Origin of the sequence: Nonomuraea sp. NPDC046570 (assembly GCF_040645915.1) — a bacterium.
GTDB lineage: Bacteria > Actinomycetota > Actinomycetes > Streptosporangiales > Streptosporangiaceae > Nonomuraea.
The window spans coordinates 24,078-50,888 of record NZ_JBEYZF010000018.1 but is presented as its reverse complement, the minus strand read 5'-3'; the positions used below and the strand labels follow the sequence as shown (position 1 = coordinate 50,888).

The 26,811-nt window shown below is 68.2% G+C and carries 23 protein-coding genes and 1 riboswitch; of the genes, 11 read left to right on the top strand and 12 right to left on the bottom strand.

The window, feature by feature from the left end; translation table 11 throughout:
* The first annotated feature begins 49 nt into the window (after positions 1 to 49).
* The 3 genes from ABZ911_RS26125 to ABZ911_RS26115 all read left to right on the top strand — a co-directional run bounded on the left by ABZ911_RS26125 (position 50) and on the right by ABZ911_RS26115 (position 2,633).
* Positions 50 to 697 (top strand): TetR/AcrR family transcriptional regulator, encoded by a 648-nt coding sequence (locus ABZ911_RS26125; protein WP_358061001.1) that lies wholly within the window; start codon positions 50 to 52, stop codon positions 695 to 697.
* Positions 698 to 1,018: 321 nt separating this feature from the next.
* A complete protein-coding gene (locus ABZ911_RS26120) occupies positions 1,019 to 1,717 on the top strand; it encodes a hypothetical protein (protein ID WP_358060998.1) in 699 nt (232 codons plus the stop codon).
* A 22-nt stretch (positions 1,718 to 1,739) separates the two neighbouring features.
* Positions 1,740 to 2,633 carry a dihydrodipicolinate synthase family protein gene (locus ABZ911_RS26115; protein ID WP_358060995.1) on the top strand — a complete coding sequence of 298 codons (894 nt, stop codon included), beginning with the start codon at positions 1,740 to 1,742 and terminating at the stop codon, positions 2,631 to 2,633.
* A gap of 114 nt (positions 2,634 to 2,747) precedes the next feature.
* Here the strand turns inward: ABZ911_RS26115 and ABZ911_RS26110 are convergent, their stop codons facing one another.
* Together ABZ911_RS26110 and ABZ911_RS26105 are read right to left on the bottom strand one after the other, a co-directional pair.
* Positions 2,748 to 3,299 (bottom strand): TOPRIM nucleotidyl transferase/hydrolase domain-containing protein, encoded by a 552-nt coding sequence (locus tag ABZ911_RS26110; protein ID WP_358061322.1) that lies wholly within the window; start codon positions 3,297 to 3,299, stop codon positions 2,748 to 2,750.
* Positions 3,300 to 3,482: 183 nt separating this feature from the next.
* Positions 3,483 to 3,692 carry a hypothetical protein gene (locus ABZ911_RS26105; RefSeq protein WP_358060992.1) on the bottom strand — a complete coding sequence of 70 codons (210 nt, stop codon included), beginning with the start codon at positions 3,690 to 3,692 and terminating at the stop codon, positions 3,483 to 3,485.
* Between the two features lie 100 nt (positions 3,693 to 3,792).
* On the opposite strand from ABZ911_RS26105, the gene ABZ911_RS26100 reads away from it, so the two are divergent.
* Positions 3,793 to 7,014 carry a BTAD domain-containing putative transcriptional regulator gene (locus ABZ911_RS26100; protein WP_358060989.1) on the top strand — a complete coding sequence of 1,074 codons (3,222 nt, stop codon included), beginning with the start codon at positions 3,793 to 3,795 and terminating at the stop codon, positions 7,012 to 7,014.
* Here the strand turns inward: ABZ911_RS26100 and ABZ911_RS26095 are convergent.
* On the bottom strand, positions 7,002 to 8,261 hold the full coding sequence (locus ABZ911_RS26095) for a serine hydrolase domain-containing protein (protein ID WP_358060986.1): 1,260 nt from the start codon (positions 8,259 to 8,261) through the stop codon (positions 7,002 to 7,004). The two genes, ABZ911_RS26100 and ABZ911_RS26095, sit on opposite strands and share 13 nt — an antisense overlap.
* A gap of 134 nt (positions 8,262 to 8,395) precedes the next feature.
* Between ABZ911_RS26095 and ABZ911_RS26090 the strand changes: the two genes are divergently transcribed.
* Both ABZ911_RS26090 and ABZ911_RS26085 read left to right on the top strand, forming a co-directional pair.
* Positions 8,396 to 9,997: an ADP-ribosylglycohydrolase family protein gene (locus ABZ911_RS26090; RefSeq protein WP_358060983.1), complete on the top strand. Its 1,602-nt coding sequence runs from the start codon at positions 8,396 to 8,398 to the stop codon at positions 9,995 to 9,997.
* A complete protein-coding gene (locus ABZ911_RS26085) occupies positions 9,994 to 11,022 on the top strand; it encodes a LacI family DNA-binding transcriptional regulator (RefSeq protein ID WP_358060980.1) in 1,029 nt (342 codons plus the stop codon). The genes ABZ911_RS26090 and ABZ911_RS26085 overlap by 4 nt, the downstream gene beginning before the upstream one ends.
* 171 nt (positions 11,023 to 11,193) lie before the next feature.
* On the opposite strand, the gene ABZ911_RS26080 is transcribed toward ABZ911_RS26085, so the two are convergent.
* The 5 genes from ABZ911_RS26080 to ABZ911_RS26060 all read right to left on the bottom strand — a co-directional run bounded on the left by ABZ911_RS26080 (position 11,194) and on the right by ABZ911_RS26060 (position 17,654).
* Complete coding sequence (locus ABZ911_RS26080; protein WP_358060977.1) at positions 11,194 to 13,137, bottom strand: cellulase family glycosylhydrolase; 1,944 nt, start codon at positions 13,135 to 13,137, stop codon at positions 11,194 to 11,196.
* A gap of 115 nt (positions 13,138 to 13,252) precedes the next feature.
* On the bottom strand, positions 13,253 to 14,074 hold the full coding sequence (locus ABZ911_RS26075) for a carbohydrate ABC transporter permease (RefSeq protein ID WP_358060974.1): 822 nt from the start codon (positions 14,072 to 14,074) through the stop codon (positions 13,253 to 13,255).
* Positions 14,071 to 15,000 carry a sugar ABC transporter permease gene (locus tag ABZ911_RS26070; RefSeq protein ID WP_358060971.1) on the bottom strand — a complete coding sequence of 310 codons (930 nt, stop codon included), beginning with the start codon at positions 14,998 to 15,000 and terminating at the stop codon, positions 14,071 to 14,073. The genes ABZ911_RS26075 and ABZ911_RS26070 overlap by 4 nt, the downstream gene beginning before the upstream one ends.
* Entirely contained in the window at positions 15,000 to 16,202 is a 1,203-nt protein-coding gene (locus ABZ911_RS26065; RefSeq protein WP_358060968.1) for an extracellular solute-binding protein, read from the bottom strand. Before ABZ911_RS26065 ends, ABZ911_RS26070 begins: the two co-directional genes overlap by 1 nt.
* 138 nt (positions 16,203 to 16,340) lie before the next feature.
* Positions 16,341 to 17,654: an enolase C-terminal domain-like protein gene (locus ABZ911_RS26060; protein ID WP_358060965.1), complete on the bottom strand. Its 1,314-nt coding sequence runs from the start codon at positions 17,652 to 17,654 to the stop codon at positions 16,341 to 16,343.
* A gap of 147 nt (positions 17,655 to 17,801) precedes the next feature.
* On the opposite strand from ABZ911_RS26060, the gene ABZ911_RS26055 reads away from it, so the two are divergent.
* The 5 genes from ABZ911_RS26055 (at position 17,802) to ABZ911_RS26035 (ending at position 23,463) form a co-directional block, all read left to right on the top strand.
* On the top strand, positions 17,802 to 19,730 hold the full coding sequence (locus tag ABZ911_RS26055; RefSeq protein ID WP_358060963.1) for a DUF6259 domain-containing protein: 1,929 nt from the start codon (positions 17,802 to 17,804) through the stop codon (positions 19,728 to 19,730).
* Positions 19,730 to 20,560, top strand: coding sequence for an NAD(P)-dependent oxidoreductase (locus tag ABZ911_RS26050; RefSeq protein WP_358060960.1), 831 nt, complete (start codon positions 19,730 to 19,732; stop codon positions 20,558 to 20,560). Before ABZ911_RS26055 ends, ABZ911_RS26050 begins: the two co-directional genes overlap by 1 nt.
* Positions 20,557 to 21,333 (top strand): IclR family transcriptional regulator, encoded by a 777-nt coding sequence (locus ABZ911_RS26045; RefSeq protein WP_358060957.1) that lies wholly within the window; start codon positions 20,557 to 20,559, stop codon positions 21,331 to 21,333. Before ABZ911_RS26050 ends, ABZ911_RS26045 begins: the two co-directional genes overlap by 4 nt.
* Positions 21,330 to 22,238 carry a hypothetical protein gene (locus ABZ911_RS26040; protein ID WP_358060955.1) on the top strand — a complete coding sequence of 303 codons (909 nt, stop codon included), beginning with the start codon at positions 21,330 to 21,332 and terminating at the stop codon, positions 22,236 to 22,238. The genes ABZ911_RS26045 and ABZ911_RS26040 overlap by 4 nt, the downstream gene beginning before the upstream one ends.
* A 155-nt stretch (positions 22,239 to 22,393) precedes the next feature.
* Positions 22,394 to 22,534: riboswitch (cyclic di-AMP (ydaO/yuaA leader) on the top strand.
* Positions 22,535 to 22,545: 11 nt separating this feature from the next.
* Positions 22,546 to 23,463, top strand: a complete 918-nt coding sequence (locus ABZ911_RS26035) for a serine hydrolase (protein WP_358060952.1) — start codon at positions 22,546 to 22,548, stop codon at positions 23,461 to 23,463.
* A 113-nt stretch (positions 23,464 to 23,576) separates the two neighbouring features.
* Here ABZ911_RS26035 and ABZ911_RS26030 read toward each other — a convergent pair whose 3' ends face one another.
* From ABZ911_RS26030 to ABZ911_RS26015, 4 genes are all read right to left on the bottom strand, one after another.
* Entirely contained in the window at positions 23,577 to 25,421 is a 1,845-nt protein-coding gene (locus ABZ911_RS26030; protein WP_358060949.1) for an ABC transporter ATP-binding protein, read from the bottom strand.
* A complete protein-coding gene (locus ABZ911_RS26025) occupies positions 25,418 to 25,936 on the bottom strand; it encodes a hypothetical protein (protein ID WP_358060947.1) in 519 nt (172 codons plus the stop codon). The genes ABZ911_RS26030 and ABZ911_RS26025 overlap by 4 nt, the downstream gene beginning before the upstream one ends.
* Before the next feature lie 28 nt (positions 25,937 to 25,964).
* On the bottom strand, positions 25,965 to 26,471 hold the full coding sequence (locus ABZ911_RS26020) for a MauE/DoxX family redox-associated membrane protein (protein WP_358060944.1): 507 nt from the start codon (positions 26,469 to 26,471) through the stop codon (positions 25,965 to 25,967).
* 80 nt (positions 26,472 to 26,551) lie between these two features.
* Positions 26,552 to 26,731, bottom strand: coding sequence for a hypothetical protein (locus tag ABZ911_RS26015; protein WP_358060941.1), 180 nt, complete (start codon positions 26,729 to 26,731; stop codon positions 26,552 to 26,554).
* Between the last annotated feature and the right edge of the window lie 80 nt (positions 26,732 to 26,811).

Below are 26,811 nucleotides of genomic sequence, written 5' to 3'. Positions count from 1 at the left end.
ACAAGCCGTAAGATATACACTTCCCGAGAACTTTGACAAGGTGTAAGAGATGACTCCGCCTCAGGCCCGCAACCGCCGCGCCGACGCCCTACGCAGCAGGGCCTCCGTCCTTGATGCGGCGCTCCCGCTCCTCAACGCCCATCCCGATGCCAGTATGGAAGCCGTCGCCACCGCGGCAGATGTGACCCGCCAGACCGTCTACGCCCACTTTCGCTCGCGGGAGCTCTTGCTGGCGGCCGTCATCGACCGGATCACCGAGGAAGCCGTCGCCGCGATGGACGCCGCCGACCCTGACACGGGCCCGGCCGGCGAGGCGCTGCTGCGACTGCTCGACGCCGGCGCCCGCACAGCGGGACGCTATCCCGTCCTGCTTCAGAAGATCAGCTCGCTGGCCGTGAGCCCGCAGGCCGACCACGAACGCCACACGCCGGTCACCGACCGCCTGAAGCGAGTGATCCGGCGCGGCCAACAGACCGGAGAATTCGATGACCGGCTTTCGCCTGACTGGCTGGCCACCGTCACCATCAAGATCGCCCACGCCGCAAGCGAAGAGATCGACACTGGGCGTATGTCGCGCAAGGAGGCGGCGCAAGCACTCCACACCACCCTGCTCCGCGCGCTCGGCGCCACCACGCCCACACTCGCAACACCCCCACCGGACCAGATCGGCAACCACTCCGGCTCACCCCGCCGCTGAGGCCAGGATCGCGAATGCGCCAGTCACGCGATCGTGGCGGGACAGACCTCCCTCTACGCGCAGCTGACCGAGGACATGCTGTTGATCGCGGCTTCGCAGTTGTGCCACCGGGCGAGGCCGCCAGCAAGATCGCTTGACTACTCGCCAGCCCGGGCAAGGCCTTCGGCCTACGGCATGAACTGGCAGAAGGGGAACGACAGAGGGCTCTTGGTGTCGCCGATGCCCTGGCCCCAGCGCAGGTAGCCCTTGCGGCCCGCGCCGTCGTTGTCGTTTTACAGGACCGAGAACCTGAACAGGCCGTCCGACGGTTTGATCGGGGCGATGTCCTTCCACAAGCTCCGCTTCGACACTCCCGAGATCAAACGCGGCATCGAGCTGATGATCCAGACCGCGAAGTACGCGCCGCCGGGATTCGAGATCGGCCAGGGCGCGGAGAACTGGGGCACCGCCGACAACACCGTGGCCGTCCACATGTCGCTGCCGCCCATGGGGATGCGCCCGGCGATCGACAACAAGCTCACCGAGCGGTTCGTGGTCACCGAGGGCGTGCGCGACAGGAACAACCACACCCTGTTCGTGTCCGCCACCGAGTACGGCATCGCCAAGTCGTGCAAGAACCCCGACGCCGCCTGGGAAGTGATCAAACTGCTGGCCGGCGCGGAGGGCCAGCAGTTCCTCTACGAGCAGTACTTCGAGCTGCCGACCTGGCGGACGGCCGACTGGGTGCACCCCGAGACCTCCCCGTACGGCCGCCCGTTCCTGGCCGCGGCGGCCGCGGGCAAGAACGCCTTCTTCCCGGCGTTCATGTTCCGCACGTTCCGTCCCTGGATGGCGGCGACCATCTCCACCGCCATCAACGGCCCAATGACGAGACCTTCGTCTACCGCACGGCAGGGCCCTCTACCTGATGGGGACCAGCCGCGAATACGGGCACGTCGTCATCAGGCGCTCCATCGACGGCGGCTCCACCTGGGAGGGCCCGGGCGTCCTGCTCGACGACGGCGACCTTCCACCGTGTAGTGAGATTTCGGGGCGAGATGTGATGTCTCGTCCGACCGGCATCATCTGCCCACTCGTCACCCCATTGACCGACGCCGAGGAACTCGACGAGGAGGCTGCCCTGCGCCAGCTCGACCGCGTGACCGGGCGGGTGGACGGCCTGATGGTGCTCGGCACCACGGGCGAGCTGGCGCTGCTGCGCGAGAGCGTGGCGAACCGGCTGACCGAGGTCGTGCTGGACAGGGCCGACCCGGCGCTGACCGTCACGCTCGGCATCGGCGACACGGGCACCGCACGGGCGCTGCGTCACCTGGGCCGGGCGACGGGCAGGGTCGACTTCGTGTCCGCCTGCTCGCCGTACTACTACCCGGTGCCGGAGAGCGCCCTCATCAGGCACTTCGAGACCCTGGCCGAGGCGTCACCGGTGCCGCTGGTGCTGTACAACATCCCGCAGAACACCCACCAGCCGATCCCGCTGAGCACTGTCGAGCGACTCAGCGGGCACGGCAACATCCGCGGCATCAAGGACAGCAGCGGGGACATCGGCTACCTCAAGGAACTCCTCCTGCTGTCCGGGACGGACTTCTCAGTGCTCCAGGGCACCGACGAGCGCAACGCCGAACGCTACTTCCGCATGGGCGTCGACGGGTACGTCAGCGGCTTGGAGAACCTCGTCCCCGGAGCGCTGCGGGCCCTCGCGGAGGCGTTGGCGGCGGGCGCCGACACCGACGTGCCCGCTCTGGCGCGACGGGTGGCGGGAGCCGCGCGGGTGACCCAGCACGGCTTCTGGCTGTCGGCGCTCAAGGCCGGAGTCGGCATGCTCGTCGGAGGTGGGCACCGCCCGGCCTCGCCACTGCCCGTCCCCACCGGCGCCGAACTCCGGCAGATCAGGAGGTGCCTGTTCGACCTCGGTCTCCTGGACGGAGCCGGAAAGTGAGCTGGTCCGGAGATCCTGTCGCAGTAGGCAGATCCGGTCGGCGGGCTTGGCCCCGCGGCCGCTGGTTTCACCAACGAATCCGCCTCACCCGGTGATGACAAAATGACCGACTGCCTATACGTGAGCCAACAGCATCTCCAACGGCCGCGGCACGCGATCGAGATCGAGTGCCGCGACCAGCAGGCCAGAGTAGCGGATCTTGCGGCCACTGCCTGATCCCATGAACCGGCGCAGTTGGTCGTGAGTGGTGCTCCCGCGCCATGGGGGTTGCTTCTGGAGCGTGCGAAATGAGCCGAGCTCGCCCTCGGCGTCGACAACGCGCTCAACCGTGGCGGTGCCGAGGGCGCGGATCAGCTCATCTTCCAGGTCAGCGACGCACACGAAGAATCCGAGCGCCTCCAGATCGCTTCGGCTGAGGTTGGACCCAAGGCCGGCGCGCTCGAGCCCCTTCCGAAAGTCGCCTTCCTCCCCGACGTCGCACAGACCGGCCAGCCGAAGGTTGTGACCGGGAGGGCCGAACCTGCCGACATACGTCCCGATGTTCGTGGCACCGCCCATCGCCACAAGGGAGATGCCTTCGGCCGCCAGGTTCCGGCCACGGCGCTCGGCCAACGCTTCGACGGCCGACTTATCACTGACTCCCTCGACCAAGACCACGGTTTGCATGTCGTTCACGAGCCCAGCCTTGCACCGAAACCTGGAGAGGTTCATCCCCTTTTACGCGTAGTAAGGTCACCAGCCGCAGATCACGATCTCCGACGCCAGATCGGTATCGGGCGGATACGCCTGATCAGCGATGATCGGCTTGGGTGAGGCGAGCGGCGAGTTCGTCCGCGCCGGGGGGCCACCTCAAGCGGCCGTCATTTGTCGGTGATGAGCCGGTCGATGGCCCCGGTTGGCCTCTGGCTTGGGCTGGTGCTCGCGGCCGAGGCCGTACAGCACCGCGGCGGCGTCACCGATCCACTCCTGCTGCTGGAACCAGCGTAGGTAGTCGGCCCGCGCCGCCGCGGTCGGTAGTCCCGTCGGTCCGATGATCGGGGTCAGGTGCCGGGTGGTCATGGGCGGCCGACTCCATGGTTGTCAGATGACACGAGAGCAGTCCGGGGCGTTTCCCGAGGGGCTCGAACCTTGATTGTCAGATACTGACAGACTGCTGGCCATGGCATATGCGGTCGAGTCAGGCGGCGACAGTGGACTGGTGCGCGTCAGCATCCTCGGTTCCCTGGTGCTGGACACCGCTACCGGCCCGACGCGGGTCGGGGGCGCGCGACTGCGGGCGTTGCTGGCCCGGCTGGTGCTGGACGCCGGGCGTGCCGTCCGGCCGGCGACCTTGGTCGAGGCGCTGTGGGGCGAGGCGGCACCGGCCGACCACCTGCATGCGCTGCAGTCGCTGGTGTCCCGGTTGCGGCGCGTCCTGGGCGACCCCGGGCTGCTCACCTCGGGCCCGGCCGGGTACCGGCTGGCCGTCGAGCCGGACGCGGTCGACGCCGTCCGGTTCGAACGGCTGGCCCGCGCGGGCCGGCGCTCGTACGCGCAGTCCCGGCCCGCCGAGGCTGCCGCCACCTTGCGCGAGGCCCTGAGCCTGTGGCGCGGCCCCGCCTTGGTGGACGTGCGCGAGGCGCCGTTCGCCGCCGCCGAGGCCGAACGGCTCGAGCGGGCCCGGTTGGCCGCCCTGGAGGACCGGGTCGAAGCCGAGCTCGCGCTGGGTACCGACCTCGACCTGGTGGCCGAGCTCGAATCGCTGACCGCCGCGCACCCGTTGCGCGAACGGCTGCACGCCCAGCTGATCCGAGCCCTGGCGCTGAACGGCCGCGGCGCCGAGGCGCTGGCCGCCTACCAGCGGATCCGCGGCCTGCTGGCGGACAGTTTCGGCAGCGATCCCGGACCGCAGCTCCAGGAGGCCCACCTGGCGGTGTTGCGCGGCGAACTCCCCCGGTCCCGCCGATCGCACGGCAACCTGGACGTCCCGCTCACCAGCTTCGTGGGCCGCGACGACGACGTCCGCCGTGTGGTCGACCTGTTCGGTCGAGTTCGGCTGGTCACCCTGGTCGGTCCCGGAGGAGCGGGCAAGACCCGGTTGGCCAACACCATCGGCCGGCAGCTCACGCCGTCCGGCGGGGTGTGGTTCGTCCCGCTGGCCCCGGTCAGCGCGGACGACGTGCCCCGCGTGGTGCTCGACCTGTTGCGGGTGCGCGAAGAGGGCGTACCGCTGCGGCCTGTCACCCCGGACGAGGTCCTGGACCACCTGGTCGAGACACTCGCGGACGACGACCTGGTGCTGGTGCTGGACAACTGCGAGCACGTGATCGAGGCCGCCGCGGCGCTCGCCGGGGCCCTTCTCGGCCGATGCCCGAGGCTGCGGGTGCTTGCCACCAGTCGGGAACCCCTGCGGATCGACGGCGAGACCTTGCACCCGGTGCTCCCGCTGGAGCTGCCCGAACCGGGGTCGACGGTCGAGCGGGCCCGCGCCTGCGCAGCGGTCCGGCTGTTCCACGACCGGGCCGCCGCGGTGCGGCCGGGCTTCACGCCGGAAGGCAGCGCGCTGACGGCGGCGATCGAGATCTGTCGCCGCCTGGACGGCCTGCCGCTGGCGATCGAGTTGGCCGCGGCACGGTTGCGCGCCCTGCCGGTCGAGGTGGTCGCGGCACGGCTGGACGACCGCTTCCGGCTGCTCACCGGGGGCAGCCGCACCGCATTGCCGCGACACCGGACCTTGAGCGCCGCGTTGGCCTGGAGCTGGGACCTGCTCGACACCCACGAGCGAGCGCTGCTGGAACGGCTGTCGGTCGTGCCCGGCACCTTCACCGAGGACGCCGCGGAGGCGATCGGCCGGTTGGGCGACGTCCGGGAGCTGCTGACGGCGTTGGTCGACAAGTCCCTGCTGCACCCGGTGGAGCCCGCCGACCCGGTCGAGCCGCGCTACCGCATGCTGGAGACCATCCGGGAGTACGGCCTCGAGCAACTGGCCCGGCGTGACGAAGTCGATGTCGTACGCCGGAGGCACTCCAGGTTCTTTCTTCAGCTGGCCGAGACCGCGGACCCGTACCTGCGCACATCCGACCAGCTGCGCTGGCTGGTCCGCCTGTCCGCGGAACGGGACAACCTGTCGGCCGCGATCCGCTGGGCGGTCGAGTCAGGCGACGCCGACCTGGCGGTCCGGTTCGGTGTCGCGCTGTGCTGGTTCTGGTTCCTGCGAGACCACCCGCCGGAGTCGCTGGACCTGCTCGGCCGGGTGCTCCAGGCTCGCGGCTCGACCGAGCCGCAGGCACGCGCGCTGGTGGTCGCCGCGCACGCGCTCGCCACCACTGAGGCCATCAGCCGACCGGACGAGTCGGAAGCGGCCTTCGATCGGATCAAGAAGGCGCTGGAGGGCGTCGCCCCCGGCACCCACCCCATTCTGGAGATGGCCCGGTTGGCGCTCGCCGTAGGCCCGGGATGTGATCGAACCGCACCGGACATGCTCAGTACCCCGGATGAGCAGACGGATCCCTGGAGCCGATCGTTGGCTCTCCTGGTTCGAGGCGTGCTGGCCATGAACACCGGGCACGCCGCCGAGGCGACGCACTTGTTGTCGCGCGCGCTGACCGGCTTCGAGGAACTCGGCGAGCGGTGGGGCCTGGGGACCACGCTGAGCACCCTGAATGCGGCCTTGCGGCGGGCCGGCGACCCGGCCGGTGCGCTGGGGCTGGCCGAGCGGGCCAGCCGGTACTTCCAGGAACTCGGCATGCCCGAGCACTCGATGGAGAGCGAGGTGGCGGCCGCACTGCATCTGGCCCAAGCCGGCGACGTGGATGGCGGGCGGCGGCAACTGAAGTCCTTGCTGGACCAGGTCGAGCGGACCGGGTCGGCGGAGTCGCAAGCTCAGGTGCGCCTGGGCTTGGCACGACTGGAGTGGCGGGCCGGGCGGCTGGGGCCGACCCGCGAACATGCGCGGGCCGGCTTGGCCGAGGCGGCACCCGGCCGGTCGACCCCGCACCTGGCCGCGTTGCTGCTGGGCGTGCTCGCCCAAGTGGACGTCGCGGAGGGTTTCCCGGACAAGGCGGTACGCCGGCTCGACCACCCGGCAGTGCACCTGACGCTGACCTGGCATACGCCGGTCGCGGCCTCGATCGCGGCCGTGGTCGCCGCGATCGAGCTGTGCCGCGATCGGCCGGAGCAGGCGGGACGGCTGCTCGGGACCGTCCCCCTGCTGCGAGGCTGGGACGATCTCGGCGACGTCGACGTGCGGATGATCACACAGCGGGCCACAGCCGCTCTGGGCGCTGACGGGTTCGCGGCCGCGCACGCCGCGGGTGCGGCGATGTCGCGGGCCGAGGCCGAAGCCCTGGTGTCCGCGATCATCACCGCACCCGCGGCCGGCCGTACCGGTCAGCCGGCGTGAGCCGCGGTCGGTACGGGCTTGCCGAACATCGTGCAGGTCACGGCAGTCTGGAGCGCGTGGGCGGCCTTGGCGATCTTCGGATCGGCCTCGAACTCGGCCCAGAACTCCGTCGAGATGAGGACGGTCGCCGTGCGACTGCCGGTCCGGTCGGCAAGGTTGGTGGTCAGGTAGCCGGGCATGCCGCCGTCGTGACCCCAGAACGTGCCGCACGGGGTGGCACCGGTCTGAATTCCCAGCCCGTAGCCGGGCCCGTCCGGCTGCCGTGAGTCCACCGGCACCGTGGTGCGCATCTGTGCCATCTGGGCGGCGGGCAGCAGCTTGCCGGACAGCAACGCGGTGTAGAACCGGGACCAGTCCTGCGTGCTGGACACCACCGCCCCGGACGCCCCGCCCCACCCGGGGTCGTGGTCGGAGACGTTCACGTGACCGTGGTGGCGTGGCCCGGCGAAGTTCCTGAACTCGGCCGGCACACTCGGTGGCATGTGGGCGGCATCCAGTTCGTAGCCGTGGGCATGGGAGGCACGCCAGGTGGAGTCCGTGGCGTAGTAGGTGTGTTTGAGGTTGAGCGGTCGGGCGATCCGGTCCCGGACCAGATCGGCCAGGCTCACCCCGGTGACCCGCTCCAGGACGGCGCCGATGGCCGCGTAGCCGGTGTTGCTGTACGACCATTTCGTGCCCGGCGCGAACAGTGGATCGTGCTTCACCCCCACAGCGAGCAGCTTCGCCGGGGTCCAACGCCGCCGGTCTTTGCCGAGCATCGAGGGCCGGATCGCGGCGTCCTTGGTGTAGTCGAACAGGCCGCTGGTGTGGTTCAGCAGCATGCGCAACGTGATCGCCTTGCCGTTGGGCACCTTGCCCGGCAGCCATTTCTCCACCGGGTCGGTCAGGGCGAGCTTGCCCTCGGCGACCAGTTGCAGCACCAGCGTGGCCACCATGGTCTTGGTGTTGGACCCCATCCGGAACTCGTCCCCCGCCTTGAGCAGGTGATCCCGTCTGGTCCAGGTAGCCTGCTCGGCGATCTCGACCGGCCGGCCGCGGCCGTCGTCGACCCGCACGATCACGCCGGGCGCACCGGCCTCCACCAGCTTCCGCGCCAACTGCTGTAGCTGAGCGCGCTGCGCCTCGCTGCCGCTCCAGGCCGCGGACGGCGTGGCCGCGGCGGCAGCCGGGAACGCCGCGGCCACGGCCAGACTCACGGCCAGCGCCGAAGCCGTGACCGTGACCGTGCGCCGCCAAAGTGGCCGCACCGTACGATCCGACGAAATATCACGTTGGGACATTGACCCATTCCTCCAAGTAATAGGTGATGCGGACGACCTCACCCTCCAACCCGCCGCTCACAAACCGCACACAGCACGCTGTCAGCCGCTCGGTATATGCTGTGGAAGGTTCCACGGTGGAAGGTTCCACGAATGAAAGGGCGACGATGACGTACACACTTCGAGACCGGGTCCTGGGATGCTGGGTCGGCAAAGCGGTAGGGGGCACCCTCGGTCAGACGTTCGAGGGGTTAGAAGGTCCGCTCGAGGCCGATTTCTACACTCCGGTGCCGACGGAGATGGTCCCCAACGACGATCTCGACCTGCAAGTCGTGTTCGCGGCGGTCCTGTCAGGCATGGATGAGCCGCGTGTCGACCGACACCTCCTTGCCGAAGCCTGGAGGAAGCATGTCGGCTTCCCGTGGAACGAGTACGGAGTCGCGCTGAGGAACCTCGCGGAAGGCATCCATCCGCCGCACACGGGCTCGTTCGACAACTGGTTCACCTGCGGTGAGGGTGCCGCTATCCGAAGCGAGCTCTGGGCTTGCCTGGCCCCGGGCGATCCGGACCGAGCCGCGGCGTACGCCTACGAGGACGCCTGTTTCGACCACGCGGGAGACGGCATCGTCGCCGCGCAGTTCTTGGCGCGGCTCGAGTCGTACGCGTTCGTCGAGAGCGACTGCGACCGACTGCTGGACGTCGCGTTGGAGGGCGTTCCCCTCGGCAGCGGCATTCGCGACGTCGTTCAGGACACCCGCGCCTGGGTTGCCGAGGGCCTCCACTGGACTGAAGTACGCAGCAGGATCATGGCGAAGTACGGACGCTCCGACTTCACCGATGTCCGGCCGAACACCGGGTTCGTCATCCTCGGCTGGCTGGCCGGCCGCGACTTCTCGGAGCGGATCCTCATCTGCAACAACTGCGGTGAGGACACCGACAGCTCCACCGCGTCGCTCGGGGCGCTGCTCGGGATCCTCGACCCCGGCTCGATCGACGCGAGGTGGGTCGAGCCGATCGGTCACGACCTCGTCCTCAACGACGACATCTACGACGTCGACGCGCCACCGACGATCGAGGGCTTCACCGATCTCGTGCTGGCGCTGCGCGACCGGCTCCCGTCCGAGCGGCCCTCGACCGCGGAGAGCGAGTTCGATCCTGCGGCGTTCAGCATCCCGGCGCGGATCGGATGGATGAACACGCTCAGCGGCCGTTGGGACATCCGCGACCAGACGGAGCTGCCACCGGTCGGTACGGTCCCCGACCTCTCCGCTGTCGAGTTCGTGGACGGCAGCCTTCCTGGCACGTGGTTCTCGTGGGAGCGCAGCGCGTTCGAGGACCGGATCCTGCTGGTCCGGCTCACGCTCGATGCAGGCGACGCCGAGACCATCCAGCTGATGGTGCACTCGAGCGAGCACTTCAGGGTCTGGCTCGACGGCGAGTACCTCTTCGGCGGCCAAGGCACGCAGTACGCCTTCCCCGCCCCGCACATGGCGCCCGCCGGCCAGTTCACCGACGTCGGCATCGGCCAGGGTGCGCACGACCTCGTCCTCGCCATCAAACGACCGCCGTCGACGAGGTCGCGAGCGGAGATCGTGCTCGCCGCGACGACCGTCCCCGATGCGCAGTGGATCCCCCACGCGTTCCGCCCCGGCCGCCGGCCCGCCCCGGCGGACGCCCTCGGATCGAGCCGGGGAATCGTCGAAGTCGCGGAAGGTGGTCGATGAAGCCGAGCCTGATAGATGTGGCCGCGCGTGCCGGCGTGTCCAAGAGCACGGTCTCGAACGTCCTCCAAGGGCGGCAGTCGGTCTCCCCGGAGATCCGCGAACGGGTGCAGCGCGCCATCGAGGAGCTCGGCTACGTCCGCAACGAGTCCGCCCGCCTGCTGCGTGCGGGGCACAGTCGAACGGTGGGCCTGGTCGTCCACGACACCGCCAACCCCTACTTCACCGACGTGGCCCGCGGCATCCAGGAAGAGCTCTCCCTTCACGGGCTGCTCGTCATGCTCTGCAACGCCGACAACAACCCGGTGCAGGAGAGCGCTTACTTGGATGCGCTCGAGCAGATGCGGTTTCGCGGGGTGATCCTCGCCCCCGTGCTCGATCCGTCGCACGAACGGATCCGTGCGTTGCGCGACCGGGGGATGTCGATTGTGTTGATCGAGCGGGACTCCGCACTTCGCGACATCTCCACAGCGGCCTGCGACGACGTCGCCGGCGGGAGCATCGCGATGCGTCACCTGCTCGATCTCGGACATCGCGACATCGGCTATGTGACGGGTCCGCTGCAGCTCAAGCCCTATCGCGATCGACTCGCCGGCGCCGAGGCGGAGATCGCGTCGCGCGGCGTCGAGGCCCGACTGCGCGTCTTCGAGAGCGAGTGCTTCGAGGATGACGGACGGAGCGCCGCGACGTCGGTGATCGCCGCAGAAGAGCGACCGACGGCGGTGTTCTGCGGGAACGACCTCATCGCGGTGAACGTCCAACGCGCCGCGACCGGGGCAGGACTCCGTCTGCCCGACCAGCTGTCGATCGTCGGGTACGACGACATCAGGCTCGCCGACCTGGGGGCCGCGTCCCTCACCACCGTGCGACAGCCTCGCCACGCGCTCGGGGTTGAAGCCGCAAGGCTTCTTCTCGCCGATGCCGCAGATCCAGCGAGCACTCAGACGGTGCTCCTCGCACCCGAACTGGTCCGACGGTCAAGCACCTCCACAGCCGCATCTCGCCTCGGGGACGAGGTCATTCCGTAAATCGGCTTTCAGCTACGCAGAGACCGGGGCGCTGGACCCTTTCGGTCCGGCGCCCCGGTCATCACCCTTTTTACTGGCGCACGATGAGAAGCCGCTGCAGCCGTACGAGACGAGCACGGCGTGCGGGACGCGTGAGTCGGTCGTCACGGCGCGCCTGTGTAGGTCGCACCGTCACCGGCAAGGTCGGTGCGGGCCCCGCCGGACCGTCGCGACGACCCCCTTGCCCGCCTCCCGTACTCCCGCCGAATCGATCGAGCGATAGCCGATGAGGTGGACGCCCGGCTTCGTGAGCGTCACTCCCCCCGGTGCGACGGTCTGCCACTGCTCCGCCGCTCCCACGACCCGATACTCCGTCCGGTCGATCGACTTACCCGTGTCGGCGACGGCGTCGAACTCCAGGTGAGCTGACCTGCAGCGTGGTGCGTTCGTCACGGTGACCGAGGTGGTGGGCGGGAGGACGACGACCTCCGGCCCGAGATCGATCAGTTCGACATCCGCGACGGCGAACCGCGCCGGCGTGTTGGACCAGAATCGCACGCTGATCTTGGTGGTTCCGGGAGCAGGGACGAAGTCCAGCTGCTTCACGACGAACTCGCCGTCCGTCTGATCGACATCGGACACGATGCCGCTTCCCGCGAAGCCGTAGGTGCTTGTGACCCCGTAGTGCCAGAAGCGTACCTGTCCCTGGTCGACTCGGATCTTCGCCTGCAACCGGTAGCGGTTCTCTCTCGAGACCGTCATCCACTCCTGGTCGATCCCACGCTGGTGGCTCGCCGTCACCGCGACCTGCTGGGCACGACCCTCCGCTTCGATGATGGAGGTTTGCGCGTTGGCTCCCTTGAGCCAACTGTCCGCCAAGCCGTCACTGTCGGCGTCCTTCGCGAAGTCGCCGTTCCTGATCAGGTTCGCCGGAGGGCGTGGGCTGTCCAACGGCTGCACGAACTGGTTTCTGTTGAAGTACGACTTCAGCGTCAGTTCCCGATCAGTCGGCTCCGCGGCGATGGCGGAGGCACTGTTCGCGTCGCTGGTCATCTTCTCCGTGTAGTCGACCTGCCAGCCGTGCCAGTCACGGAAGGAGTGATACGTCCAGCTCCAGCCGAATTCCTCGAACATCTCAATCGAATCGCGGAGGTACTGCGATGCGCCGGGTGCCCACCGGATGGCACTGAATTCGCCGACATAGATCGGTACGTCGTACTTCTTCTGGAACTCGACGACCGGGCGCATCAGCTTCCGCAAGGTCTTCTTGTCCCAGTACACGCCGTTGTTCGTGCCCGGATAGACCATCTTGTCCGGCCAGTCCTCGGTGACCGGACTCCCGTTGTGGTAGCCGATCCCCTGGTGCGTGTAGCTGTGGAGCTCGTACCAGTGCACGCTGTAGATGACGTTGTCGTCGTCCAGGAGCTGGAAGTCGCCCTGGTACTTGACGGGATATCCGGGGCCGGCGTCGATCCACTCGTTCTCGATGAAGCCCCTGGGCAGCGCCCCTGGACTGGCCTCGTAGATGATGGGGGTCGTCTGATCGAGTGTCCGAATCGTGTCCGTCAGCTGTTGGGCCCACCCGTGCCATTTCGAGGCTCCGAGCGGCAGCTCGGCCGTGTTGTGCGGCTCGTTCAGCAGGTCGTAGCCCCAGATGTAGTCGCGGTACGGCGCCAGCCGCTGGACGATCTCCTTCCAGCACGAGATCAGGACATCCAGCGTGGCGTCGTCGTTCCAGAACTCCGGCGCGTTCTTGGACCCGGGGATCGGAAGCGAGTGGAGGTCGACGACTGTCATGAGCCCTTGCCGCGCCGCCTCCTTCAGTCCCTGCTCCGTCACGTCCAGCATGTCGTCCCACGCCTGGGAGAGGGGGACGTTGTGCTGCAGCGCGTAGTTCTGCGGGTGGATCTGCAGTCTGACGACGTTCGCGCCGTATTCGTTGCGCAGCTCATTGACGTTCTGCTCGGTCATGGCCGCGCCGTAGGTGTTGAATCCGCGCACGGTCCCGGGTCGCTCGACGACCGAGCCCGGCGACGTCCGTTCGGATGCCGCGGCGCTGCCGCCGAAGCACGATAACAACATCGAGGCCAACAGCACGGGGACGAGCCCGTATTTGCGTAAAACCGGCTTTCTCATCTCTTCCTTCTCTCATGAGCACTCGATCGACGGCGCTCCCCGCGGACGCCGTGGAACGAGACGGGACATGCATGAGCAGGGGCGCAGCGCACTCGACGGCAGACTCGAGCGGTGGTCAGCCCTTGATCGCTCCCTGCGTGATTCCGGCGACGAAGCTGCGCTGGAAGAGCAGGTAGACGACGACCACTGGTGCGACCACGATGAGTGAGGCCGCGGCCAGCAGGGGGATGTCGGTTCCGTACTCGCCGACGAAGTACCCCAGGCCGGCCACAGCAGTGCGCCGGGTCGGGCTCTGCATCAGGACCAGAACGATCAGGAACTGATTCCACGCCCAGATGGACAGCAGGACGACCAGCGTCGTCAACGCCGGCTTGGAGATCGGCAGCATGAGCTGCCGGAGAATCCGCCAGTCGCTGGCACCATCGATCCTCCCGGACTCGATCAGCGCCCGCGGCACCCCGCTGAAGTGCGTATGCATCCAGTAGACGCTGAACGGCAGGAACAGGGCGATCTCCGCCAAGGCGACGCCCATGTAGTTGTTCGTGAAGCCGACCGAATCGAGGTTGTAGTACAGGGCGATGATCACGAGCTCCGTCGGCAGGGTCAGCCCGATGACGAAGGTTGTCATGATCGCGCTGTGTCCCATGGGCCGAAGCACGGCCAGGCCGTACCCCGCCAGTGTCGCCAGGACGAGGGTTGAGGGGACGACGATCGCTCCTACGATGACGCTCGAGAGCATCAGGTCCGAGAACCTCCCCTGCTCCCAGGCGATCGCGAAGTTCTCCAGCGTCCAGGTGTGCGGGAGCTGGAATCCGCCCGTCTCCGAATCTCCACGGAGCGCGGACAGGACGATACCGACGAACGGGATCAGGAATGCGACCGCGAACAGGACGAGCACGATGTGCCTGGCCAGGAGCACCGCTGGTGACGACTTCATGCCTTCTCCTTGGTGAGCCGGCGAATCACGGAGACGAAGATCAAGATCAGCACCGTGAGGACGATCGCGAGTGCTGCCGCGTGGCCGATCCGCTCGTAGGTGAAGGCGAGCCGGTAGACGAGCAGGCCTGGAACGGTCGTCGCGCTCTCCGGGCCGCCGCTCGTGGTCACGTAGACGAGGTCGAAGCTGGACAGTGCGGCGATCGTCGTGATGACCGCGGCGATCGAGATCTCGCCGCGGAGACCCGGCAGGGTGACGCTGACGAATCGGCGGATCGGGCCGGCTCCGTCCATCGCCGCGGCCTCGTACAACGATGAGTCGATCTTCTGCGCGCCGCTGACGAACAGCATCATGCACAGACCGGACATGCCCCAGGTGCCCACGAGCCCGAGCGCGATCAGGGCGGTGTCCGTGCCTGCCAACCAGGGGGCTGCGAGAGCACCCAGGCCGATCGTCTCCAGGAACTCGTTCAGGGGGCCGTTCTCCGCGTAGAGCCAGCGCCAGGCGATGCCGACCGCGACGAGCGGGATCACCTGCGGGAGGAAGTAGATCACGCGGAACGCGGACATGCCGCGCGTGCCCGATCCCATCAGCAGGCCCGCCAGCAGGAGGCCGAACGCGATGGGCAGCACCGCGAAGAAGAACACGAGGACGAGACTGTGCAGGATCGAGTTGAACAGCTCTGGCTCGGTGAACACCTTCGCGTAGTTCTCGAACCCGACCCATTCGGCGACGTTCAGGCCGTCCCAGTCGAGCATCGAGTAGTACAGCGTGTTGAACGCGGGCCAGATGCTGAAGGCCAGATAGATCAGCAGCGCTGGTGCGACGAACGCGATCGCGCCGAAGTAGCGACGCGGCGACAGGGATCGGGTGGCTGGGCGCCACTTGGTGGTACGCCCTTCCGCTCGGAGACTGAGCAGAGCCATTAGCGCTTGCTTTCCCAGTCGGCCTGCAGCGACTCGATGAAGGCCCTCGGCGTCTTGTTGCCGCTGATCACGCCCTGGATTCCGGCCGTGAGCGGGTCGATGATCGAGCTGGTGGCCCAGTTGGCGAACGGACTGATACCGCCGCCGGCGACCACCGCCTTGTAGGCGCCCACGAATTCGCCCTTCACCTTGGCGGGGTCGCCCTCGATCGGCTGGATCGGGATGAATCCGCCGTCGTACACCCCCTGCGCGGCCTTCTCGCCGATGATGTAGTTCAGGAAGGCGGCAGCGACGTCCTTGTTCTTGGACTTCGCCGAGATCGAGTACGGGAAGCCGGAACCGGTCGCCACGGCGGGCTGGCCGGCAGTCTGACCCGGGAGCGGGAAGAAGCCCAGGTCGTCGCCCAACTTCTCGGAGAGCTCCTTGGCGTTCCAGTTGCCGGAGAGGAAGTAGCCGCGCTGTCCGCTCGTGAGCTCGGTGATGGCGTCCGGGTCCGCGACAGCGCTGACACCCTTGGCCATGTAGCCGGAGTCGGCCCACTTCTTGACGGTGGCTGCGGCCTTCTCGAAGCCGGGGTCGTTCAGGAGCGTCGCGCCGGGCTCACCGTAGACCCAGGAGCTGAACACCTTGGGGTCGGCCATGACGTTGGAGAGCGCGCCCCACAGCTGGAAACCACCCGTGGCCAGGGCGGGCACCGCGAGCGGAGTCACACCTTTGGCCTTGACCGTCGCCAGGTCGTCCTCGAACTCGGCGAGGGTCTTCGGCTCATCGGTGATCCCCGCGGCTTTGGTGACGGCCTTGTTGTAGAAGACGCCGACCATCTGCACCGCACCGGGCAACGCGTACAGGCTGCCCGAGCCGTACTGGGTCGCGTCCTTGTTGGACGTGAGGATCCCCAGCAGCGATGGCGAGACCTGGTCGCGCCAGCCGTAGGCCTTGGCGTAGTCGTCGAGCGGGAGGACGAGTCCGGCCGGGACGATGGAGCGCATCGGCGCAGGGCTGTACTGCACGATGTCGGGTGAGTCGTTCGACGACATCGCCAGCTTGAGGCTGGTCTGGTAGTCGGCGAACGGTGTCTCGATCAGGTCGAAGGTGATGTTCGGGTGGAGCTTCGTGAACCCCTCGACGAGCGGAGTGATCGGTTGCTCGCTGGCGTAGGACAGCTTGAGCTTGACCGGCTTGTCCGTGAGCTCGGTGCTCACCGCCGAAGATTCGGAAGGCTTGTCTGACTTGCCGCCGGTTCCGCAGCCGGCGAGCGCGACAGTCAAGACGATTGCGCCGACGAGAGCAACGTTGCGCTTCATTGCCACTTCCCTTCTTTGTGGGGGTTCTGAGAGGCTCTATGGCCGCTGGATCGTGCCGTCTGGGCGACGCACCCGGCTGTAGTGCCAGTTGGACATCGGGGACACCGGGGGATGCCTCATCGCTTCGCGTTCATCGAAACCGATGCCCAGACCGGGGGCGCCGGAGGGCTCCAGTACGCCGTTCCGGGTCACGGGCGTTCCCGGGAAGACGGATCTGGCCTGGTCGGAGAACTCGAAGTGCTCGTGGATGCCGAACGCGGGCGATGCCAGGTCCATGGCGAGGTTTGCCATGTGCCCGATCGGAGAGACATCGCGAGGGCCGTGCCAAGCGGTGCGCACGCCGTTGACCTCCGCGAGCATCGCCAGGCGCCAGGCCGGGGTGATGCCGCCGAGCGCTGAGACGTGGCATCGGATGAAATCGACGAGCCGCTCTGTCACGAGCGCGTTGAAGCTGCGCATGTCCGTCAGGAGTTCACCCAACGCGAGCGGCGTGATCGTCTGCTTGCGGATCGTGCGCATCCAGTCGAGGTCCTCGGGCGCGACGGGATCCTCGGCGAACAACAGTCCGAACGGCTCGAGCGCGCGGAGGAGTCTGATCGCGTCCGCAGGATCGACGCGCTCGTGGATGTCGTGCAGGAAACGCACTCGGCCGTCGAAGCGTGCGGTCAGCTCCTCGAACACCCCGGGGATGAACCGGACGTACTGCTCCGGATCCCAGCTGATGTGCGAGTCGCTCTGCTGGGCTGCGCCGTACGTCGAGGTTCCCGGGACGGTGATCTGACAGCGAACGACCTGATACCCGGCCGCGGCACATGCTTCGACCTCGTCGACGAGCTCCGCGACATCGCGACCGGAGGCGTGCACGTACGTCGCCACCGAGCGGCGCACCCGTCCCCCGAGGAGCTGCCACACCGGCAGCCCGGCGGTCTTGCCCATGATGTCCCACAGAGCCATGTCCACCCCGGCCAGCGCGCTGTTCAGCACCGGCCCGCCCCGCCAGTAGCTGTCGACCTGGCTGCTGTTCCAGATGTCGGTGATCTCCTGGGCGGATCGCCCGACGAGCCGCGGAGCCAGATACTCGTCGACGGCGCACTTCACGGCATCGGCGCGCTGATGGAACGTCGCGCAGCCCAGCCCCTCGAGTCCGTCGACACTCGTCCGCACCCGGACGACCACGAGGTTCACGCCCTCGGGAGCCGTGATGATCGCCTCGACCGACGTGATGCGGGCATCCTCGTCGTTCACCCAGGGGACGGCGTGATCCACGGCCTTCGGCACATAGGCCGGCGCGATGCGGCGACGATCGGCGACGTCCGCGGCGTCTTCGCTGAGCTGGTCGATGTCGTGCACATGTCCCCTTCGGCAGGTGTGCGGGCCACGCTAGGGAGAGAATCCACATACGGCAAAGATGGATCCAATGGTGCAACTACACCCCGGCTTTGTTGCCGTATATGCAACTGTATTGAGCCATATGCACCGCGATCCTATGATCGCGGCATGATCAGCGAAGAAGCACACACACTCGTGGCAGGGTCCCTGTCCTTCGGTCTCGATTCGGTCGGCGCTCGTGCTTCCCTCGCGGGAGGCCGCTTCACGACCGGTGCGCGTGGGCGGTTCTGGTCGCTGTCCGTGATGATCGGCGACGAACGCGATGTCGCCGTGCATTCGGAGCAGCAGCGCTCGACCGTGGTCCGGGACGGCGACACGCTCGTCATCTCCTACGACACGTTGACCACGGTCGCCGGAGTGACCATCGACGTGGATCTCGCCGTCGTGGTCTCCGCAGGAGTGGACGAGCTCTCGTTCCGCGCGACCGGCCACGCCGGGAACGGGATCACGCTGCGCGAGATGTCGCTGCCGATCGTCGAGCTCGCACCCGACCCCGCCTCGCAGCACGAGGTGCTATACCGGTCAGAGGGACTCGGCCGGAAGATCGAGAGGCCGCGTGCGCGACTCGCGCGTGCGCATTCCGAGTACATGCGCGACGACTCGGCCGGCATCTGGGAGCAATCCGCGTACCCCGGCGAGATGAGCATGCCGTGGCAGGGACTGGAGTCGGGTGACCAGTTCCTCTATCTGGCCCGCCACGATCCGGACTTCCGTGGGGCCCTCTTCAGCGCCGGGATCCCGACTCGTGGCACGGAGGGCGAGCTCTGGTTGTCCGTCGTGACCCCGGTCGACCGCAGCTCGATCGACACAGGGGAGATCGTCGTCGCGCTGCTCGCCGGAGGCTGGCGTGCGGGAGCACGGCGATACCGGGAGTGGGCCGACAGCTGGTACGACGGCCCGCCGGCTTCGCGGAGCAAGCTCAAGGGGTGGCAGCGGATCATCATGCGGCATCAGTTCGGCGCCGAGCAGTTCCGCTACGACGACCTGGTGCCCATCTTCGAGCTCGGCCGCGAACACGGACTGGATGGGATCCTCCTGTTCGGGTGGTGGAAGGCCGGCTTCGATCGCGGCTACCCGATCTACGAGGCGGACGAGGAGCTGGGAGGCGCGGAGGCCCTGGCTCGGGCGATCAAGACGATCAACGATCGCGGCGGATTCATCTCGCTCTACGCCAACGGCAACATCATCGACAGGACGACGCAGTACTACTCAGACCACGCCGACGAGGTCACCAAGAAAGACTCCCGCGGCCTGGACTACGTCGCCGGCTACGACTTCGCCGGTGAGTCGTTGACCATGCGCTACTTCGCGGCGCCGTCGTTCGTCGCCGCCTGCCACGGCGCGCCGAGGTGGCGGGATCAGATGGCATCCGTCGCCACTGCTCAGGCGGCACTCGGCGCCCGCTCCGTGTTCTTCGACCAGACCGGATTCCACCTGACCGCCTGGCCCTGCTACGACGAGCGCCACGAGCACGGCGAGCGCACGAACCTGGAGACCTCCTACCGGACGCAGACGTTCAAACGGATCCGGGAGGCAGCGGGTGGCGCGGAGGTCGGTTCGGAGGGCATGGTCGACAATCTCATCCCGCTCCTCGACTTCAACCACGGCTGCGGATTCGCGTTCCAGTACCAGGACGAGGCGTTCCCTGGCCTGTTCCGCGCCGCCTTCCCCGAGCCGGTCGTCTCGAACCGCTTCATCCACGACGAACGGCCGGGTTGGGAGGACCAGCTCAACTACGCATTCGCGTACAACCTCGCCTTCGACGTCGCGATCCATCGTGCGCGGCGCACGATCGACTCCTCGCCCGCCTACGCGGACCGGATCAGGCGTCTGGTCGGTCTGCGCCACGAGCACGCGCGGATCTTCGACGACGGTTCGTTCGAGCTGATCGACGACGGTACGCTCCTGCACACGCGCTACTCGCTCGATGATGACCAGGTCGACATCTACTGGAACCGCGGCAGCCTGCCGGCCGAACTCGGCGAAGGCCTGCAGGTGCATCCGAGCGACGTGGTCCTCAGGGTGGGGCGCCGCTGATGCGAAAGCTCCTGATCACGGGCGGGGCCGGCGCCATCGGCTCGGGCTACGCCGAGTGGGCGCGCGACCGCTATCAGGTCACGCTTCTCGACCTGCCGGGACAGTTCGAGGAACGGCACGCGCACCTCGGGCGACTGGTCGAAGCCGACCTCAGGCAACTGGACGAGATCCGTGAAGCGTTCGACGGCGTCGACACCGTCCTCCATCTCGGCGGTGAACGCCGCCCCTGGGCGACATGGTCCAGCCTGCTGCCGGCGAACATCATGGGGACGTACAACGTGATCGCCGCGGCCGTGGCATCGGCCTGCCGGAGAGTCGTCTACGCATCCTCCGTCCACGCCGTCTCCGGCTACCCGCCGGGCTCGGGTGTCACCGAGGACGACCCAGTCCACCCAGGGGATCTGTACGGTGTCACGAAGGCCTTCGGTGAGGCGCTCGGCAGCTTCGTCGCCAGCACCGAACAACTGTCGTTCGTCGCGCTCCGCATCGGCGCGTTCCAGGATCCGCAGGTCATCGACGCTCCCGGCACCGGTTGGATGCTGCAGGACTACACCGCACCGACCGACCTGTACCGCCTGATCGACGCCGTGATCGACGCCGAACCCCTGCGCTTCGAGATCTACAACGCGGTGAGCGGGAACACCTTCACACGCCTGCCGATGGACAAAGCCCGCGAAGACTTCGGCTACGTGCCCGACTACGATTCGTTCCAGCTGTCGACCCCGTTCCGTGAGGCCATCCGCGCGGTGGGCGGGGTCGCCGACCGCGCGATGGAGTCGGGGATGCGCGAGGAGATCGAATCCTCGACCCGCCGAAGGGAGATCGTGTGACGGAGGAGGCTCGCTACCGAGCACTGGCGCGCGGGTTGCGGATCCTGGAAGCCGTCGCGGACGGCCGCGGAGGCTTGACCGTGACCGAACTTGCCGAGCTCACAGGAACGGACAAGAGCTCCGTCTCCCGGCTCGTCGCCACGCTCGTCGACCTGGGCTTCCTCGCCCGCCTCGACAACAGGCGCGTCGTCCTGACCGGCCGGGTTCTGAGCCTCGCGAAAGGGTTCCAGAAGCAGTACAACCTGAGCGAGATCGCCCGGCCGTACCTCCAAGAACTCTGCGATGTGGTCGGTGAGACCGTGATCCTCACGATCCGCCAAGGCGACTACACGGTCAGCATCGAGCAGATCGATCCGGAGCAACCGTTCCGGATGGTCCCGCACATCGGGAACCTCGCCCCGTTACACGCAACCGCCGCAGGCCGCGCCATCCTCTTCGCCCTTCCGGTCGTCGAACAGCACCGCATCCTCGACGATCTCCGCGACGCCCCGGTCGAGCATCCCGAAGTCCGGCTCGACCGCGAGAGCTGGGCACGCGAGTTGGAGCTCGCCCGAACGCGAGGGTTCGTCTGGATCCCGCGAACCGACGACGTAGAACGCGTCGCAGCGCTCGCCCAGGACCGGAACGGCCTCCCGCTCGCGGCCGTGTCCATCTACGGCCCGAAGTACCGCATGCAGAACCGCGTCACCGAGCTCGGACGCGAAGCGCGCGCGACCGCGGCGAAGATGTCACGCGCGGCATACGGGATCCGCGCACGCGAGCACAGCCGGTGACCGCTACTGAACCCGCCACCATCGCGTGGGGCGGCACTCGCGCCACCATCGATCCCATCGGCGCCACCCTCACCGGGCTCCGGCTCGGCGACGAGTCGATCCTGGCGGGCCCCGGCCGGGTCGCGCCGGAATTGGGCCACCACGGCGCGGTCCTCACCCCCTGGCCCAACCGCCTCGCCAACGGCAGGTACGAGTTCGCGGGGCGCGCCTATCAACTCCCTATCAACGATCCGGCGTACGGCCACGCCCTGCACGGCCTCGCGTTCGACCAGCTGTGGGCGCTGGAGCGCCGGAGCGCATCGTCCGTCTCGTTCGGCCGCGTCGTAGGAGGGGTCGACGGGTATCCGTTCCTTGTGCGCGTGACCGTCACCTACACGGTCACGGCCACGGGTTTGCGCTGCGACGCGGCGTGGGTCAACATCGGCGATCAGATCGCTCCGTTCGGCATCGGGTTCCACCCCTACTTCAGACCGGGACCGTCGCCGCTGACGGATTGGATCCTGAAGCTCACCGCGCCAAGCTACCTCGAGACCGACCCGCTCTCGGCTCTCCCCACCCGGCGGCGTCTCGTGGACAACTCCGGGTTCGATTTTCGAGAGGGCCGCGCGCTCGGTCCAGATCGGTTCAGCGTTGCGTACGCGGTGGCTCCCACAGAGGATGCAGGAGACATCACACTCTCCGATCCGGCCGGTTTGACCCTCACGATCCGCACCTCCCCAGCATTCCGCTGGATCCAGGTGTTCTCAGGCGACCTCCCAAGCAAGCACCTCACCCGAACTGGTGTCGGGATCGAACCACAGACCTGCCCGCCGAACGCGTTGGCGACGGGAACGGATCTGATTGTCCTCCAACCCGGCGAGTCCGGCTCGGCAGCATGGTCTGTGGATGGAGCGCCCTCGGACTGATTCACAGGCTCTCAGGCCGTCATCAGTGACTCTTCGCCATTTGCACGATTTATACCATTTTGGTACTTTTCGGGCATTGTGCTGCGAACCATCGACACGTTCGTTGCCATTTCATTGCCCGGACCGCGCGTCGCCTGAGGCCACCACCGCAGGACGACACTCGGCCGCCGAGTCCGTATCCACGGAGCCGGGGACCCACTTCCCCTGGGGTGAATCGGACGCAGCTCAGCTGCGCCGTAGGGCACTTCCCAGCCCGAACCCGTCAGCTAACCCGGTAGGCGGCATGGAAGCAAGGAGCAACCCCTTCATGCCCACGCATCTCAAGAACCGGCTGAGCCACGCGCTGCTCGGCGTCGTCATCACCGCAGGCGCCGTCACCTCCGTCGCCACTCCCGCACAGGCCACCCCCCAAGCAGGCTCCGTCGTTTCGCCGGACTCCCGTTCCCACGTTCCAGCCGTCGCCCCGGACGCCCCAGCGGTGCTCGGCCGTGCGGCCCACCTGATCGACGCCAAGACCGGCAAGGTCCACTTCAGCAAGAAGGCCGACCTCCGCACCCCCGTGGCCAGCATCACCAAGGTGATGACCGCCTACACCGTGCTGAAGGAAGCCAAGCCTGCGGACGTGGTCGAGGTCACCTCTGCGGATGTGCGCTACGCCTCGAAGGGTGGCGCCTCGGTGGCGGACCTGCGCGCCGGCGACCGGCTGACTGTGGAGACCCTGCTGCATGCCCTGCTGCTGCCCTCCGGCGCGGACGCCGCCCACGCGCTGGCCCGCGCGTACGGCCCCGGCGTCGACGCGTTCACGGCGAAGATGAACGCCAACGCCCGCGAGCTCGGCATGAAGGACACGCTGTACGTCAACGCCGACGGGATGCCCGCCAAGGGCGGCGGCTACTCCACCGCACGTGACCAGGTGCGGCTCGCCCAGGCTGCGCTGGACAACAAGACGATCAGGAAGGTCAGCTCCACCCAGTACCATTCGGTCCCCGCGACGGCGGAGCACAGCGCCTACTCCTGGCGGAACACGAATCGCCTTCTCCGCACCCCGGGCGCCGTCGGCCTGAAGACCGGCTACACGCGTGCCGCGGGCTACACCCTCGCCTTCGCCGCCGATGGTGACGGCCGTCGGCTGGTCGGCGTGATTCTCGGAGAGACCAGCTCCAGCCGCCGCTTCGAAACGGCTCAGGCGCTCCTCGACTGGGCGGCGACCAGCAGGCAGCCCTGACATGTGAACGGCATGCGCCGGGCCGGAATCCTTCGCTCACTGGCCGGGCCGGGTGATGACGGTTTATGTCCGGGGCGGGGTTCTGATCCCGCGAACCGGCCCCCAGCATTCTTCTAGGACACCCCCTGATAACCGCTGGCCTGCAGGGTGAACAGTCTCGCGTACTCCCCCGCCGCCGCCATGAGCGCCTCGTGCGTCCCGCTCTCGATGATCTTCCCGTCGGACAGGACCACGACGAGGTCGGCGTCCCTGACCGCGCTCAGGCGGTGGGAGATGAGCAGGCTCGTCCTGCCCTCTCGGTGCCCGCGGAGGTCGTGGTGGATGGCGTGTTCGGCCTCGGCGTCGAGGCCCGAGCTCGGTTCGTCGAGGATGAGCAGATCGCGGTCGTTCCTGACGAAGGCGCGGGCCAGTGCGAGGCGCTGCCACTGTCCGCCCGACAGCACCACCCCTTGGGTGTCCTTGTCCGAGCCGTCGAGGTTGTCGAAGAAACGCCTGCTGAGCAGGGTGTCGTAGCCTCGCGGCAGCGCCGAGAGCAGCTCGTGGACCCCGGCACGGGCGGCGGCGGCCTTGATGCGGGTGTCCTGGCCGAGCGTGTCGACGTCGCCCACCGCGATGTTCTCGGCTGCGGTGAAGTCGTAGGCGACGAAGTCCTGGAACACCGCGGCCAGCCGGACCCGCAGTTCGGCGGGGTCGGCGTCACGCAGGTCCACGCCGTCCCAGAGCACCGCGCCGCGCTGCGGGTCGTAGAACCGGCACAGGAGCTTGACCAGGGTGGACTTGCCCGCACCGTTCAGGCCGACCAGCGCCACGGACGTCCCGTACGGAATGAAGAGGTCGACGCCCCGCAACACCCAGGGGTGCTCGTCGCTGTAGCGGAACCAGACGTCGCGCAGTTCCACGCCCGCGCGGAGCGGGGACAGGGGCAGGGGCGCCGGCCGTACGGGCAGGTCGGGCTCCGCCCGCAGCAGGTCCAGGTAGTGGCCGAAGATGAGCAGGGCCTGGTGCAGCCGCGAGAACTGGGCCACCCCGCCGGACAGCGAGGTCTGCACCCCGGCCACAGCGGCGACGAACACCGCCACGTCGCCGACGGTCAGCCGGCCCCCTGCCGCGGCGACCACCGCCCACACCAGCCCGGCGCAGCCGATCGCCGCGCCGAGCAGGGCGAGCAGGCCGTGCCCTGTCAGCGCCTTGCGATCAAGGGCCCGCTCCGACTCGTGCACCGCGCGGACCTCGGTCAGCAACCGTCCCCGCAGGAACGACCCGAGCCCGAACAGTCGCACCTCCTTCGCCGACGCCACCTCGGTGAGGAGCTCGGCGTAGAAGATCTGCCTGCGCATCGCGGGGCTGACCCTCCAGTCGAACCGCACGCGGCGACGGCTGAGCGACAGCTGTACGGCCAGCGAAGGCAGGACGGAGAGCAGCACCAGGCCGGTCATCACCGGACTCAGCACGATCAGCGTGCCGACGAAGCCGCAGACGGTGACGAGGCCCTGCGCCAGGCCCAGCGACGGCGAGATGATCTGGCTCGACGCGCCGCCGCCCGCCTGCTCGGCGAGCCGGAGGCGGTCCCTGAAGTGCGGATCCTCGAAAGGCGCCAGCCCCACGAACCTGTTGACCGCCCCGAGCAGCCGGTCCCTTGCCGCCAGGTCGATCCCGCGCCTGAGCTGGCCCTCCACGTACTGCGACAGGTGCGGCAGCAGCGCGCCGGCCAGCCCCGCCACGCCCAGCGCCACGGCGGGCGCGAGCACGCCGGCGATCCCTGAGCGGCCCGTCGCGAGCGCGTCGAGGATCAGCTTGGTCAACCAGGCGACGACCACCGGCAGCACTCCGGCACCGATGACCACGACCACCGAGGTGAGCGCCGCGACCGGTCCTGTCTCCCAGGCGAGCCGCCACGCCGCACCGGCTCGCCGTACCAGCTCGCTGCCCGCCGCCCGCTCCCCTGGGCCGGGACTCACGCGATGACCGGGACGCCGAGCCCGAGCACGGTCACCGCGCCGGACCTGACCCGGCCGTCTTCGCCCACCAGGTAGAAGGAAGGGAAGGCGGTGACGGAGAACTCTGTGACCACGGGGCCGTTGAACGGCTCGGCCACCACGGTCGCGGCGGATCCCATGGCCTGGGCGTAGGAGTCGTCGTATGGCCCCGACACCACGGCCAGGACCTGCGACCTGTCGTAACCGGCGTCCTCGACCAGCCTGAGAAAGTGCGGCACCTGCGCGGGGCAGGCCTTGCACTCGGTGTCGAAGAATCCGATCAGCGCCGGACGCCGGGGGGCGTCTTCGCCGTCAAGGCCGGTCGCCACGATCTCGGGGATCCTCGACCCCTTGGCGAGCAGTTCGGGGCCGCCAGGCCGCTGGTCGGCCAGCTTCGCGGAGTGTTCACGCAGGCGGCGGATCACCGCGAAGGTGAGCACCAGGTTGAGAGCGCATACGACGCCGACGAGGACCACAGCGGCAATGAGGAACGGCATCAGGTTTCCTGCCTTTCTGGTGGGGCGGTCATGACATCGGCTTCAGGACATCGGCCAGGTCGTCGAAGAACACCAGCACGGACGCCAGGGCCGCGGCGGCGGCGAGGCTGAGCACCACGCCCGCGAGATCGGGGGCGGCGCCACCGGCGTGCACGGCCCAGCCGAGCACCGCGACGGCGGCCGCGAGGGCGTTGCGCACGACCTGCGCGAATCCGAGCGGCGTGGCCGCGACTCCGAAGCACCGGCACGTCCCCGACGTGCCACGGCGAAGCGCCAGCCAGATGGCCCCGGCGAAGGCGGCGAGCAGCCCGGCCCCGAGCGCGTACCCGGCGGACACACTCGTCGGTACGGCCAGCAGCACGACGACGCCCGCCTCCGCGGTCACGACGGCCACCGCGACCGGGGCGGGGGGAAGTCCTGGCGCCAGATCGGGCACCGAGGCACGGAAGTCGGCCCACCCGGCGAGCTTGCCGACGAACGCGGCCAAGAACACCAGCCCGGTGGTGAACCGGCAGATCAGATCCACGTACTCCATGGCGCACCTCTTCTCCTCACCGATGGCCGCCCATGGCCGGAGGTGTCATCCGGCCATGGGCGGGTTACCGGACGAGTGCGTCAGCAGCACTCGTAGCAGACGACCGTCGTCGAGCAGTCGGGCTTCTGGCAGGTGTACGCGGTGTGGTCGAGCCAGTGGTAGCACCAGCAGTAGACGGTGCACGCGCTGGCGTCCGCCGTGGTGGAGGGGAGCAGGCTGTTGAGCATCCTGTCTCCGAGTGCCTTCAGTGAGCGGGTCATGCGACCTCCCAGATGTGGGCTGTACCACGATCAGGATCACGATCTTCAAAGGGGGTCGCAATCTATTCGGCTACCCACCG

What these genes read in the sequence shown, in the direction of transcription:
- ABZ911_RS26125 (WP_358061001.1), top strand. Translation starts at nt 50, where the DNA reads ATGACTCCGCCTCAGGCCCGCAACCGCCGCGCCGACGCCCTACGCAGC.
- ABZ911_RS26120 (WP_358060998.1), top strand. Translation starts at nt 1,019, where the DNA reads ATGTCCTTCCACAAGCTCCGCTTCGACACTCCCGAGATCAAACGCGGC.
- ABZ911_RS26115 (WP_358060995.1), top strand. Translation starts at nt 1,740, where the DNA reads ATGTCTCGTCCGACCGGCATCATCTGCCCACTCGTCACCCCATTGACC.
- ABZ911_RS26110 (WP_358061322.1), bottom strand. Translation starts at nt 3,299, where the DNA reads ATGCAAACCGTGGTCTTGGTCGAGGGAGTCAGTGATAAGTCGGCCGTC.
- ABZ911_RS26105 (WP_358060992.1), bottom strand. Translation starts at nt 3,692, where the DNA reads ATGACCACCCGGCACCTGACCCCGATCATCGGACCGACGGGACTACCG.
- ABZ911_RS26100 (WP_358060989.1), top strand. Translation starts at nt 3,793, where the DNA reads ATGGCATATGCGGTCGAGTCAGGCGGCGACAGTGGACTGGTGCGCGTC.
- ABZ911_RS26085 (WP_358060980.1), top strand. Translation starts at nt 9,994, where the DNA reads ATGAAGCCGAGCCTGATAGATGTGGCCGCGCGTGCCGGCGTGTCCAAG.
- ABZ911_RS26080 (WP_358060977.1), bottom strand. Translation starts at nt 13,137, where the DNA reads ATGAGAAAGCCGGTTTTACGCAAATACGGGCTCGTCCCCGTGCTGTTG.
- ABZ911_RS26075 (WP_358060974.1), bottom strand. Translation starts at nt 14,074, where the DNA reads ATGAAGTCGTCACCAGCGGTGCTCCTGGCCAGGCACATCGTGCTCGTC.
- ABZ911_RS26070 (WP_358060971.1), bottom strand. Translation starts at nt 15,000, where the DNA reads ATGGCTCTGCTCAGTCTCCGAGCGGAAGGGCGTACCACCAAGTGGCGC.
- ABZ911_RS26055 (WP_358060963.1), top strand. Translation starts at nt 17,802, where the DNA reads ATGATCAGCGAAGAAGCACACACACTCGTGGCAGGGTCCCTGTCCTTC.
- ABZ911_RS26050 (WP_358060960.1), top strand. Translation starts at nt 19,730, where the DNA reads ATGCGAAAGCTCCTGATCACGGGCGGGGCCGGCGCCATCGGCTCGGGC.
- ABZ911_RS26035 (WP_358060952.1), top strand. Translation starts at nt 22,546, where the DNA reads ATGCCCACGCATCTCAAGAACCGGCTGAGCCACGCGCTGCTCGGCGTC.
- ABZ911_RS26025 (WP_358060947.1), bottom strand. Translation starts at nt 25,936, where the DNA reads ATGCCGTTCCTCATTGCCGCTGTGGTCCTCGTCGGCGTCGTATGCGCT.
- ABZ911_RS26020 (WP_358060944.1), bottom strand. Translation starts at nt 26,471, where the DNA reads ATGGAGTACGTGGATCTGATCTGCCGGTTCACCACCGGGCTGGTGTTC.
- ABZ911_RS26015 (WP_358060941.1), bottom strand. Translation starts at nt 26,731, where the DNA reads ATGACCCGCTCACTGAAGGCACTCGGAGACAGGATGCTCAACAGCCTG.